The sequence below is a fragment of the Caldanaerobius fijiensis DSM 17918 genome, assembly GCF_900129075.1.
Classification (GTDB): domain Bacteria; phylum Bacillota; class Thermoanaerobacteria; order Thermoanaerobacterales; family Caldanaerobiaceae; genus Caldanaerobius; species Caldanaerobius fijiensis.
In genome coordinates this window covers 1-12,459 of record NZ_FQVH01000012.1, presented here as the reverse complement: position 1 = coordinate 12,459, position 12,459 = coordinate 1, and the positions used below count along the sequence as shown (strand labels likewise).

11 protein-coding genes and 6 pseudogenes are annotated in these 12,459 nt (G+C 41.8%); 6 read left to right on the top strand and 11 right to left on the bottom strand.

The window, feature by feature from the left end; all coding sequences use genetic code 11:
- Positions 1 to 480: 480 nt before the first annotated feature.
- Positions 481 to 801: a carboxymuconolactone decarboxylase family protein gene (locus BUB87_RS06500; protein WP_073343059.1), complete on the bottom strand. Its 321-nt coding sequence runs from the start codon at positions 799 to 801 to the stop codon at positions 481 to 483.
- A 121-nt stretch (positions 802 to 922) separates the two neighbouring features.
- The gene (locus BUB87_RS06495) at positions 923 to 2,152 is read right to left on the bottom strand and encodes a Bcr/CflA family efflux MFS transporter (protein WP_073343056.1); all 1,230 of its coding nucleotides are present in this window, start codon (positions 2,150 to 2,152) and stop codon (positions 923 to 925) included.
- Positions 2,153 to 2,376: 224 nt separating this feature from the next.
- Here BUB87_RS06495 and BUB87_RS06490 point away from each other — a divergent pair, with 224 nt between their 5' ends.
- A complete protein-coding gene (locus BUB87_RS06490; protein WP_073343054.1) occupies positions 2,377 to 2,712 on the top strand; it encodes a winged helix-turn-helix transcriptional regulator in 336 nt (111 codons plus the stop codon).
- 180 nt (positions 2,713 to 2,892) lie between these two features.
- Here the strand turns inward: BUB87_RS06490 and BUB87_RS14880 are convergent, their stop codons facing one another.
- The 5 genes and pseudogenes from BUB87_RS14880 to BUB87_RS06465 form a co-directional block, all read right to left on the bottom strand.
- A complete protein-coding gene (locus tag BUB87_RS14880) occupies positions 2,893 to 3,021 on the bottom strand; it encodes a hypothetical protein (protein WP_268761605.1) in 129 nt (42 codons plus the stop codon).
- Positions 3,008 to 3,374: pseudogene (locus BUB87_RS06485) on the bottom strand (UPF0236 family transposase-like protein); the annotation flags it as partial. The gene BUB87_RS14880 and the pseudogene BUB87_RS06485, both read right to left, overlap by 14 nt.
- Positions 3,375 to 3,418: 44 nt before the next feature.
- A pseudogene (locus BUB87_RS14690) lies at positions 3,419 to 3,583 on the bottom strand (DUF4314 domain-containing protein); the annotation flags it as partial.
- Positions 3,584 to 4,410: 827 nt separating this feature from the next.
- Positions 4,411 to 5,046 (bottom strand): P-loop nucleotide/nucleoside kinase family protein, encoded by a 636-nt coding sequence (locus tag BUB87_RS06470; protein ID WP_073343046.1) that lies wholly within the window; start codon positions 5,044 to 5,046, stop codon positions 4,411 to 4,413.
- A gap of 27 nt (positions 5,047 to 5,073) precedes the next feature.
- Entirely contained in the window at positions 5,074 to 5,478 is a 405-nt protein-coding gene (locus tag BUB87_RS06465) for a helix-turn-helix domain-containing protein (protein ID WP_073343043.1), read from the bottom strand.
- A 282-nt stretch (positions 5,479 to 5,760) separates the two neighbouring features.
- On the opposite strand from BUB87_RS06465, the pseudogene BUB87_RS06460 reads away from it, so the two are divergent.
- From BUB87_RS06460 to BUB87_RS15050, 3 genes and pseudogenes are all read left to right on the top strand, one after another.
- Positions 5,761 to 6,239: pseudogene (locus tag BUB87_RS06460) on the top strand (transposase); the annotation flags it as partial.
- A 140-nt stretch (positions 6,240 to 6,379) separates the two neighbouring features.
- Positions 6,380 to 6,598, top strand: coding sequence for a Rieske 2Fe-2S domain-containing protein (locus tag BUB87_RS15055; RefSeq protein WP_407641828.1), 219 nt, complete (start codon positions 6,380 to 6,382; stop codon positions 6,596 to 6,598).
- Positions 6,565 to 6,678, top strand: a pseudogene (locus BUB87_RS15050) (hypothetical protein); the annotation flags it as partial. The gene BUB87_RS15055 and the pseudogene BUB87_RS15050, both read left to right, overlap by 34 nt.
- A 50-nt stretch (positions 6,679 to 6,728) precedes the next feature.
- Here the strand turns inward: BUB87_RS15050 and BUB87_RS06455 are convergent.
- The 4 genes from BUB87_RS06455 to BUB87_RS06440 all read right to left on the bottom strand — a co-directional run bounded on the left by BUB87_RS06455 (position 6,729) and on the right by BUB87_RS06440 (position 11,871).
- Positions 6,729 to 7,835 carry a helix-turn-helix transcriptional regulator gene (locus tag BUB87_RS06455; protein ID WP_073343041.1) on the bottom strand — a complete coding sequence of 369 codons (1,107 nt, stop codon included), beginning with the start codon at positions 7,833 to 7,835 and terminating at the stop codon, positions 6,729 to 6,731.
- Positions 7,836 to 8,014: 179 nt separating this feature from the next.
- Positions 8,015 to 8,383, bottom strand: coding sequence for a hypothetical protein (locus BUB87_RS14530; RefSeq protein ID WP_234945977.1), 369 nt, complete (start codon positions 8,381 to 8,383; stop codon positions 8,015 to 8,017).
- A gap of 243 nt (positions 8,384 to 8,626) precedes the next feature.
- The gene (gene uvrA, locus BUB87_RS06445) at positions 8,627 to 10,801 is read right to left on the bottom strand and encodes an excinuclease ABC subunit UvrA (RefSeq protein ID WP_073343036.1); all 2,175 of its coding nucleotides are present in this window, start codon (positions 10,799 to 10,801) and stop codon (positions 8,627 to 8,629) included.
- Positions 10,802 to 10,941: 140 nt separating this feature from the next.
- A complete protein-coding gene (locus BUB87_RS06440) occupies positions 10,942 to 11,871 on the bottom strand; it encodes a hypothetical protein (protein WP_073343033.1) in 930 nt (309 codons plus the stop codon).
- Positions 11,872 to 11,999: 128 nt separating this feature from the next.
- On the opposite strand from BUB87_RS06440, the pseudogene BUB87_RS06435 reads away from it, so the two are divergent.
- Both BUB87_RS06435 and BUB87_RS06430 read left to right on the top strand, forming a co-directional pair.
- Positions 12,000 to 12,203: pseudogene (locus BUB87_RS06435) on the top strand (transposase); the annotation flags it as partial.
- Positions 12,204 to 12,266: 63 nt separating this feature from the next.
- Positions 12,267 to 12,459: pseudogene (locus tag BUB87_RS06430) on the top strand (IS256 family transposase); the annotation flags it as partial.

Here is a 12,459-nt window from a genome sequence, read left to right as displayed (position 1 = left end):
AAAGAAAAGTATACTACTTGGATTCAACTCCAAGTCAAGTACTTTTTTAGGAGTATGAGTGTCCGTAATTTGCGGTTGGTTACCTTTAGGCTAAGTTATCAAGCTTTGTCCGTCGCCAATCGCGCGTTTCTGTTAAAAAAAGCAAGCGCTGCAGCACCAATAAGCGCCAAAGTCGCCCACGCTAAAATTAATTAATCTATATTTCTAATAATTACCGCAATCCAAACAAATTTTTTAACCACATAGTGCACAGCGGTACCCACATGCTTACACTTTTATCTATTTTCTGCCCGGTAGGATCCGATAAATCATTGCATACTGACATTCCATGCTCACCGCTCTGGAAAATATGCATTTCAAATGGACGTTTATGCTTATACATCGCTTCCGCTAATAAAATTGGATTTATAGCAGGAACAAGTTTATCATAACATATTGGTCCCTCCTCGAAAAGATTGGTTTTCCTTTGTTTTAAAGAAACTATTCAAGATAAATTTCTTTCGCCACTGCGAATGCTGCCCATGCATTGGGCCATCCTACGTAGAACGCAAGATGTGTAATGATTTCTGCCATTTCCTCAGCACTAACACCATTATTTTTTGCATTGGTAATATGATATTTTAAGGAACTGTCAAATATACCTTTTGCTATGAGAGCCGTTACAGTAATAATACTGCGATCTCTTAATGACAATTTGTCTTCTCTAGACCAAATCTCTCCAAAAAGAACATCATCGTTTAATTCAGCAAATTTTGGTGCAAATGATCCAAGGGCATCTCTGCCTGCCGTTTGTTTTTTCATCGCAAATCTCCCTCCTAAATGTTCTCTATTTATTTTCATTTCAGTGTTCACACATATACTTATATTTGGTAACATTATAATAAACCTTAGAGTTAACTCCAAGTCAAGAAGTTTTTATTACTTAATCTTCCAAATGTTTAATAAAGGGCTTTTTTAATAGGATTTTCCAACCCATAAAGCTAATCATACCTGCTATCAAATATGCTCCGCCAAGAAACTGAATTCTGAATCCTGATACAAACGGCATAATAAACATACCAATGCTTCCAAAAAGCATCTGTACTGAGCTAATCAGCGAAACGGCAGAGCCTGTATCGCCTTCAATTTGTTCCAACATAAGGTTCATTCTTGGCGGTCCAATGACATTTGCGAACAAGGATGCCGGTATCAGCAACAAGCAAAAGATTATTGGAGATTGTGTTCCTATTATCATGACAGAGAGACCGCTTAACGAAATGACCAGATATCCCATCGATATAATGGTTCGATAGCTAAAAACACGATTTAATCTAAGGTAAACTAAAGGTCCAAGCAACAAAAATATAGCGTTAGCCGCATAGAAATAACTATAGACTTTCTCACTGACACCAAATCCTTCAATATAAATAAAAGAGGAAGATGTAATAAAACCTAAAAATGGAATTTGCAAGATGGAAAATAACAATAACAAGGAGGTAAAACTTTTATTTTTCGCCACAGTTCCTAGACGCGCAACTGTTTTGAAGACATAGATCTCCGATTTATGGTTCAAGGTTTCCTGTAACATTAAACCAAAAATAAGGCTAATGACACCCACTACAGTAAAAACGACAAAAACGCCACGCCAAGACATAAAACTCAATACAAACGCACCAATAATCGGTGAAATAACCGGGGAGATTGTAGACATCGTTTGAACAATGGCTAAAGTTCTTACTCTTTCTTTACCATCATCAAAGGCATCTTTAATCATTGCAGTCGATACAGCGGTTGCTGCACCACAGCCAATGGATTGCAAGATACGGTATGCAATCAGCAGCTGAACATTTGGTGCAAATATGGCCAAAATGCTGACACCGGTATAAAAAATCATACCAATTATCAGTATTGGTTTTCTACCATATTTGTCGCTGAGCGGTCCCCAAAACAAGATTCCGACCGCATAAAAGATGAAAAACATACCCAATGTTAAATTGACCCTACTGGCTGTTGTATTAAAGTATTGGACAATCTGTGGCAGAGCTGGTAAATAGGTATCTGTTGAAAGCGGTACAAAGGCGCCTAAAAATGCTATAAAAGCAATAAATCCTCTTTTACCAAGATATTTCTGTTTTAAATAACTTCTGTCACATTGCTGAATTGTTTGTTCCATCGTGTATACCTCCTTTAAATTCGTTCTATAACTGCAGAATTAGCTCATTGCAATTCATGGATTATTCAATTTACAACACAATCATACAATACCATAAGTGTTATGAAAAGTACGCACAAATCTATTACTTAGTTACCTTTTTATAACCTAGTTGTCTTAATCGTCATCTTATATTATAATTTGGATGTAACATTCAAATCTGAACTTATGAAGGAGATGATACGGTGCTGACAAAAGAAGAATTGCCTGAATGTCCCGTAGCAACCACGGTTCAGTTGATAGGCAGCAAGTGGAAATTGTTGATCTTGCGAAATTTGCTTCAGCGCCCTTGGCGCTTTAACGAACTGCGGAAAAACATCCCAGGTATCAGTCAAAAGGTACTGACGGATAGCTTGAGGTCTATGGAAGCAGATGGAATTATTATCCGGACTGTGTATCCGGAAGTACCGCCCCGTGTAGAATACTCCTTAAGTGAATTAGGTGAAAGCATGCGTCCAATTATCAAAGCAATGGAAATATGGGGAGCGGAGTATCAGAAAATTGTAAAAAGTCAAAGTTAAAGCTAGGCTTTAATATAAAAAGTGTAATAAAAGTATGCAAGTTCCCGTAGACATGTGTTTGTGTCAGGAGTTCTGATACCCTGGACCGGTATCTTTCTTAACCTATTACATCCTTCTCTTACCCCCAAATCTCAGTACAAACTGTCTTTAAATAATCGCTGCAACACCTACATGGCTTAATTATTTTAATACATACTTTACCCATGCGACCGTCCGGCAACAGGGCCCTTTTAATACAGGCAGAGATACTCTAAGCCATTCCTCTATGTCTTTAACTCCTTTTTTCTCTTCCGACTTTATCTGCGCCATCTCTTTGAGTTTTCTCTGTTTCATTGGCCAACGTAAAATATATTTCTCTAATTCTCCATATTGTGCTGATACTGGGGAATAAATAGTTGGCTTAAAGTTTCGGCAACGCGCCTGAAGGACATCTCCGTACTCAATTTCACTGCTATCTCTCTTAACCTTGGAGTTATTTTTGCCCTTATTGGCCAACCCAATAGATTATCCAACAAAAACCTGGTCTCACCTGTCTTTTTGTTTCTGTAAAGACGTCTTCTATATGTAAATTCGCCAAAGGTGCTTATGGCATCTTTTTTCCTAAATCCTATTACTTCCCAGGTTTCACGGTCGCGTTCATTCATCAAACGTGTATCCATTTGATTTTTAACAATCTTAGCGGCGGAATTTGTGTACATTTAGGCTGTTACAGCCTCCTGCTCACATCCTTATCATAGGCTGCATCGAGTGAAGAACCGCAGTCCCACTTTATATGTATGGTACCAATATTGTCCACAAACGTAACGGTATATTGGTCGCCGGGCTTTAGCTTGCTGAAATGTTCGTTCATCCAAACCAGTTTGACGCGTGTCCCCGCCGGATATTATACTTTCAGCCGGAGAGCAGTTTCTTTCTAAGGAAAGCAGCATGCACTCATTTTCCGTTCTTCTCTCCCAATAACGTCACCATTACAGATGTAGCCGTGGGGCATTCCGTCCCATTCGTTTATCAGCCTTTCGTCACAGCGGCAGGCGGCTACGGTAACGGCTTGCCATTGCCCCGGCTAATAATATTGATATTGCAATGATAAATTGCTATGGTCATCACATCCAGTACAGCGATCTAAGACTTGCTAAAAGTGAATATCTTACTGCAGTAAGATGTTCGCTTTTGGCAAGTGCGTAAAAGGGTATACAGCGTATGCTGTCGCAGGGGAATGCAGTTTCCCCTGCGCGTTGTAAGAGGCCAGGCCCACTGCAAGCGCCTTCGGATAGCGCACGACGCTCGTAATGGTGTATAAGTGCGCCCTTGTTACCAAGGGAGTTATCCCGCGTCATGTGTTCCTTGGCGTTTCTGCTCCAAAAAGGCCTTGACCTCCTCGCCGGGTAGTTCCATGATTTTGGGAAACACGCTTTCCAAAATCCTCCCGAACTCGACAAGTCGGCGCGTACTCGTTTACGTTCCTCAACGCTCATTTTGCGCTGTAAAATAAAATCTTGTTGCAGTTTTTGAATTGCCGGATTTGCTCCTGCACACAGTCTTGCTCGACTACAAGTTCTTCCATTGTTTTCGGTTTGGGTTTCGTCATGGAGTAGTCCTTCTTTTTTGATTTTGGGATAAAAGAAAATAGCAGTTGAATTAGCTTCAACTGCTCTCGGTTAGGTATGTATTCAATATACATCGGTAAACTGGAGTATTTCATTTGCTTGAAAGCTTAATTTTACTTTGCATCCAGTTCATGACCAGTTTTGTTGTTTCTTCAAGTGAAATACCCGTAGTATCAAGCTTATCAATATGGATTGTTTCGCTTTTCAGATTTTTGAAATAGTTATTGAACCTTTTCATGCCCTCGATGAAGCCGCCTCCATTACCGTCACTCCACTGGGGACGCTTCTTCAAACGCTTTTCAAGTTCCTCGTCGGAACAGTATAATACCAGATAGTAAACATCTGAAAAATATCTACGGCTGTAGCAGTTTTCGAGGTTCTCTGGTATACCAAAGCCGGCATTGAAAACGGCAACAAAAACACCTGATTGCGTGATATTTAGGCAAAGACGTAACCACATTTCATAAAACCCACTTGCGTTTTCCGGTGTGAAACGCGAGCTCTCCCACAGAATATCCCCGTCAAGCACAACGACTCCATTAAGCCTTCCAGCGATCTGTCTGCAAACGGCGGTTTTTCCACTTCCGCTGGCCCCACCAATTGCAAACAACGGCATACGTTTAAAGGTTTTTTGATGTCCGCATTCAGGGCAGATGAGCAGATTGTTTTTTTCGTCTATGTTCTGATCCACTCGATATTGTCCGCAGTTTTCACAAGTAAAAAGCATAATATTATCCCTCCAACTTCAAATTCCTTATTTGTCGAACTTCACATTATTCAAATCGACATTGAACTCTTTTGTCAATTCAAGAATATACTTGCCGTTGGATTCAGTGATGGAATAGTCCTTCAGAACGGGAAAACGTTCTGCTTTGAATTTTGCCAGTAATTCTTCCGCTTCTTTTTTTGACTGCACTTCAATCGTTTCGACTGTTTTAAGCAGCTTTGCCGTGTTCTTTTCTCCCTCCACATCCAGCAAATAATCTGTCGTAACATTGAACAGCTTGGCTATCAGTGGAAGCATGGTGATATCAGGGTAATTTACGCCACTTTCCCAGCGTGAAACGGATTGTACTGAAACACCGAGGGCATACGCAAGCTGTTCTTGGGTCAACATTTTTTGTAACCTTAATTTTTTTATTTTTTCTCCGATATTCATTATTCAATATCTCCCTTTCTGTCTTTTACGTATTACCCTTGTTTTTATGTACAATTATTATACTTCAAAACTGTGAAAAAGCCCACTACGCAGAATGAGAGCGAATTTAACACTTGTGTTAAATTGCTTGATTTTACTCTCGCCGCACGGTGTAGTAAGACTGTATTGAATTAGGTTCATTGTAAAATTAAATGCAACACCCAAAAAATTATAGAACCGTAGGAAGAAATCCTGTATGATATAGATATCCAAAAACCTCTAAATATACAGGGAGGTCTCACTATGGCTCAACATAATTGTACGACTAAATATCGCTCTTTTAAACACCTAAATGTTTATGAGAGAGGACAAATTGCTGCTCTGCACAAAGAAGGCAAAAGCATACGCTACATCGCAAGGCAACTAGGTAGAACTCCAAGTACTATCGGCAGGGAAATTAAGCGTGGTACTGTTACTCAGCTTAAATCTGATTGTTCTACTTACGAAGCATACTTCCCCGAAGCAGGGCAGGCAGTATATGAAAAGAGACGAAAAATTGTGGTACTAAACTCAAACTACCCGTTAAGAACTTCTTTAGATTTGCGGAGGAAAAGATGCTTGAGAGAAAACCATGGTCTCCAGACAGTATAGTGGGTTATTGTAAGAGGGATCCTGATTGGAAAGATAAGTCTATAGTTTGTACCAAAACTCTGTATAACTATATAGACAGGGAACTGCTTAAAGTACGCAATATTGACTTGGTGCTTAAACCAAGGTTAAAACCCTTGGATAAATGGTCTACTGAAGATTGCATGACATTGGATGTTATTTTAATTGTAACCAGTTACGGCAAATTTGGTTCTGCCAAGAACTTTGTGGTGCAAAATTTTAATATTGCAGAAAAACTGATAGAGGAAAAAATATCTCGCTGTTACTCCACAACATAGATATTGAACTCGGCGAAGGAAAAATTGTTAAAGCCAACGGACAAAGGGCCGGAGCATATAGGGATGAACGGGGCACATTGCATGTAGTAGAGACCATATGTACACACATGGGCCGTAAATTAAGCTGGAACTCTCTGAAAAGTCCTAGGATTGTCCCTGCCATGGCTCCAGATTTTCCTATGAAGGTGATGTGATTGAGGGGCCTACAATTAGGCCTTTAAACGCGCAGAAGGATGTAAGCGCCATTGAAAGGTTTATCAAAGACCGTTTTTAAGGGATTGACTCACATGAAGAAATTATAGCTGTCTTTAAGCACTCCCAGATTTATTTTTTACCGATTTTCTGAAATTTTTCTTTTAACTCTGCGTATCTTTCCGCGTAATCTTCCGAATCAGCGAAAAATGCATCATAGTGCGAGAGTAGTGCGATATTGTCCGGTACCTCCGAAAAATGTTCATGAACTATTCCGAGATCGCCAATGTCCTCAAAATAACGATTGATCTTCGAGATTTCGTTGGTCTTGTTGGTTGATGCATCGGCCATAAGAAGCGATATGCGATACACTTCTTCAAGTTCGTTGAGGCATTTTTCTCTGTTACCTATTGCCTTGTAAATCTGTGCGGCGATTTCATGTGCACGCATTTTGTGGCAGAGGGCAAAGGTTTCGCCTTCTTCGTCGAACATATGCACGATTTTCTGATTAAGTTTAATAAATCTCAGCGCACCCTCGTAATCCTTTTCGTTGAACAAATACCGCGCAAAATTTTCGGTCATGATATTCATTCCGATGTAAAAGCGCCAGAGTAGCTCTTCGACCTTGTGCTTTGCTGCGGGCGTGTCTTTCTCCTCAAGCACGATAGAAATCAAGCTCATCACATACCCATCAAAGTTCCCGACAGGCATCCGCTCAAGAGTTTGTTTTGCAAGCTCGGTTTTTCCGGTCTCCCTATAGAGTACGACAAGCATGTTCAACGCCTCGCCATGCCGCTTTGAATTCTTCATTGCAAGCACTTCCTCGCACAGTCGTTCTATTTTTGCGGCTAATTCCTTTTTTTCGTCCGTATCTTTTGAAAATTTCCTCAGCACTGACAGTGAAAACGCAAGTTCAACTTTTAGAACGTCGCTGTTAGGATACTTTTTGAGGCCTTCGGTCAGCACTTCGATTTTACCCCGTATATCACGGCTGTCATTCGCTGCCTTGACAATTTTTTTAACTTCTTCTTCGTAAGACTCCTCGTGAAATCCGAAAATGCGGTCAATTGATACTCCGAACAGCTTTGCAAGCACAGGAAACATTGAAACATCGGGACAACAGACATCATTCTCCCACTTTGACACCGTCTGCTCACTCACGCCTATTTTTTGCGCAAGTTCCAACTGCGTAAGATTGTTTTCTTTACGCAACTGATAAATGTTTTTTCCAATACTCATATAAATAAAAACCCCCTAAATTGATTCTCAGCCGGCTACAGATATGGATTTATGTCAATATAGTAGACACAAAAACTTAAAATTTTTATGCTAACTAATCATGTCCTCTTTCTTTAAGCATTTTATGGATTTTTGGAGCTCCGTAACACTTTTCACTTTTTTTCCTCATTGCCATTTCCTTAAACGTAGTCTGATACTCTGCTGCTGTCGATCACATAATCAGCACACTTAATCACATCTAGGTTGTGTTCAATGATCAGTACCGTGTGCCCCTTGTCTACCAGTTTATTGATACATAGAAGCAGCCGCTCGATATCAGACAGATGTAAGCCCGTGGTAGGCTCGTCCATGATGTATAGGTTGTGACTTCCGCGCTGAATCTTGGCGAGCTCATAAGCCAATTTGACGCGCTGGGCTTCGCCCCCAGACAACGTTGTGGTGCTCTGGCCTAAGGTCAGGTAGCCCAAGCCCAGTTCATTCATGATGCCTAACTTATGGCTGAGAATCTTATCCTCCCCGAAGAAGTCCAACGCTTCCTCTACCGTCATATTTAGTACATCGCTGATATTCTTTCCGTGGTAGCGGATATCTAATCCTTCTTGAGAAAACCGTGCGCCTTTACAAACGGGACATACGGTCTCGATATCAGGCATATACTGAAGGCTGGTAATAATCACACCGTTGCCTGAGCAATATTCGCAGCGGGTACCTCCGGCGTGGGACAGACTGAAATCAATAGCAGAATATCCTTTTTCAATAGCCTCGTCGGTAGACGCAAAATAGTTGCGAATTCAGTCGTAAATTCCAACGTAAGTGGTGACATTTGATCTGATGTTGCGTCCAATGGGAGTCTGGTCGATGTTAATGACATTGCTGACATATTCCGCTCCAATAATAGAATCGTGCTCCCCTGGCACCAATCGTGCACCTTTTTTAAGCACTTTAAGTCCCTTATAAAGAGTTTCCTTGATCAGAGTAGACTTGCCGGAGCCCGATACACCCGTCACGCAGACAAACACGCCCAAAGGGATGCTTACCGTAATGTTCTTAAGGTTGTTTTCACGCGCACCCTGTATAGTTAGCCACTTTTCCCCCAAAGGACGGCGATGCTTCGGTACGGGAATAAATTTTCTGCCGGACAGGTAAGCACCAGTCAGGGATTGTTCATTGGACATAAGGTCTTCCACAGTACCGGTTGCAATAACATTGCCGCCGTGGATACCTGATCCCGGTCCGAGCTCCACCAGATAATCGGCATTGCGCATTGTTTCAAGGTCATGTTCCACCACAATGACTGTATTGCCGAGGTCCCGCAGCTTCTTCATAATGTTGATGACCTTCATCAAATCCCGCGGGTGGAGACCGATGCTGGGCTCGTCCAACACATACAGCATACCTATAAGCTCGTTGCTGATCTGTGTGGACATCTTAATGCGCTGCATTTCCCCGCCGGAGATAGAATCGTTGCAGCGGTCAAGGTTCAAATAATAGAGCCCCACATCAATGAGGAGCTGGATGCGTTTAACGATCTCATTGACTATACTTTTCGCGACTTCGGTGTTATTCCCAGTGAAGGAAATATGCTGTAAAAACGAAAGCAGTTCTTCTAACGGCATCTGACATAGCTCATGTATATTCTTACCTCCCACGCGGATGGACAGGCGGTCTTTCTTTAGTCTGGCACCGTGGCACTCGGGACAGGTTGTCTCAATCATGGTTGCTTTGATAAAGTCCGGTTCAATGATCTCGGTATCGGTGGTCTCATTGACGAAATAGCGGTATCTGTTCTCCAGTTCTTTGATAAAACCGTCGAATGGTAACGCCTTGCCTACACCCCAGTTCCGTTTTTTGGCGAAGGGTGGCTGGAGAATTTCCACCGGCTCTCCCTTAGTGCCATAGAAGAGCAGATCTACTACTCGCTGTGGCAATTCATTAAAGGGAGTATCAAGACTGAAATCGTATTTTTGAGACAGGCTGTACATGAGGGCAGCACGGAAGCTGTCTTTTGCATCAGGGTTAAAAAGATTCTTGTTCAGAGCCCCCTTCATGATGCTGCGTTCCGGGTTGGTGACCAAGAAGCGTGGTTCCACCACATAGGACTTACCAATTCCGCCGCAGGTTCTGCAAGCGCTGACCGGTGAATTGAAGGAAAAGTGGAAGGGGTGCATCTCGCATAAAGTGTAATGGTGTTTCGGGCAGGCGTACCGAGCAAAGAAATCCGCCGGAATTGGTCCCACTGCTTCAATAATCTCGGTACGGATGTAAATACCTTCGTCCAAGGAAATCAAGGCCGCCTCTATGGTCTTGGCGATCTGGCTATACATACCCCGCTTCACGGTAAACCGATCCAATATGATCTCCATCTCATAATCCTTGTCCTCATTAAGCTCCCATTTCTCCGAGAGATCGAATGGCTTTCCATCTACCAGCATGCGCCTATAGCCCTTCTTGCGGATGTTTTCAAAGAGGAAGTTATAGTCCTCACCGTAAATCTTTACGGCTGGAGCTCGCAATTCAACCACGGTACCTGCGGGCAAGGATACGATGTGCTCTGCTAGACGAGACACGTTGACCGGCTCTAGCTTGTGGCGGCAGACATGGCACTCACCCACCCCGACCGTGGCAAAGAGAAGTCTCATATAATCCAGGATACCCGTCACCGTCCCCACAGTGGATCTGGGATTAAAATTACCCTTTTTTTGCTCAATGGCGATAACGGGGGAAAGGCCCCGGACAAACTCCACATTAGGCTTCTTGACCTGGTCGATGCGGCTCTTGGCAAAGTTTGAGACGGATTCTAAAAACCGCCGCTGTGCTTCTCCGTATATCACGTCGAAGGCCAGGGATGATTTTCCGGAACCGGACACTCCCGTTATAACCGTGAGTTGGTTACGGGGAATTTCCAAGCTGATGTTGCGCAAATTGTTTTGCTTGGCACCGATTATTTCAATAGTCTTGTTTAGCATAAAAACCCCCTTTCGTTGTCAGTCCACCGGTTATAGTTTGTTTTTTTATATAGTTACCTGCATTGTAAATAATATTTCCCACAGAAAAAGCCGTGGGATATCCTTTAAGTAATAACACTCCATGGGATGGAAATCTGTATTTATACCATTAAATTACCTGTATATATGAAAGCTACCTCCTCCACTAACTTCTTACCTTTGGGGGTAATGCGAATACTTTCCGTCACCTTCTCCATTATTCCCATCTCCGTGAGGAATTCGAAGACATGGTAGATGGTATGGAAATCGATGCCGAAGTGATTGGACAGCATGGTAACAGTTTTAATCTCGCCGTCCTCCATAAACCGTATAGCAGGGCGGCTTATCAGTTCCACGTTGTTCCTTAAAAACTGTCGCATGGCTTCCAAAGTTTTGTAGATTTCCTCTTTCGTCATTTTCCCTGTCATTGGCCTTTCGTAGAAAGGTGCTATGAAATCCCTATCCAACTCCATCACCCGCAGCACCGATTCACGATTCGGTGGCTCTTTCTCCAGCAGTAGCCTCATGTCCGCCAGTATCGTCGAACACCGCAGGACATAAAACTGAGCATACATAGGATTGTTTTTAACCACTAGCCATTTCTCAATTTTCTCCATGTTACCGATCAGTTCACCGGCCTTTTCGAAAAAGGCCAATTCAATGTCGTCCGCACCCAAGTGCTGGATGTCGGCCAGATATTCCGCAACACTATCGTCGATTGTGTAGACCACCTTAGATCTTGCGTGCAGGGAATGAAAAAATTGGCCGCCTCTGACCTTCCCCATCAATTCCCAAAAGTCGGTGCGAGGAATCACAATTACATTGAGAACGATGTTGTCCTCGTCGATGCAGTAGTTTTTTGTCCCCTGTTTCTGGTCTCGCACCATCACCACAAGGTCTATATCGCTTTTATCCCACACCTTGTCGTAAGCAAGGCCTCCCAGAAGAATCACTGCGATTACGTTGGGATCTTGCTTAACCTTGTTCACAAAGGCGGCAAGAGCCGCCTGATACCGTTCCGTCACCTGTTCCTGATCAAAAATCTCTTTCATGACCTTCCTCCATTTCTGTAATCGAGCTATAATAATGATATACAACCGCACTCCCAATTCACATATATCAAATTTATAGTTTTTTGCTAAAAAACTCAACCACAGGTTGTATATGCAGATGCAGATGAATTGGAAAAATAATGTATACGACAAATATAATTGAAGGATTCTACAGGCAGTTAAGGAAAGTTATAAAATCGAAAACAATATTTCTATCAGATGAAGCTTTAGAAAAAATATTGTATTTGGTAAGTATGAATGTATTAAAGAAGTGGACAGTAAGGTATAAAAATTGGGATATAGGAGACTGTAAAAAATTTTGTGTAAAATGATTAAAAACCTCTTTCTTGGTAAGAATTCAAAAATAAAACAAACCGAGAAGGAGGTTTTTAAAAATGTCAATTTTGACAAAGGAACAATTAAAAAATTTCATCAGTGAAAACAATATTCAATCTATTCCAGACCTTTATGCGTCATTAAAAAACCTTTTTAAAGATACTATCCAAGAAATGCTTGAAGCAGAGCTTTCTACAGAGCTTGGATATGAAAAGTATGAGAAGAAAGATAAAGATACTCCAAACTCAAGAA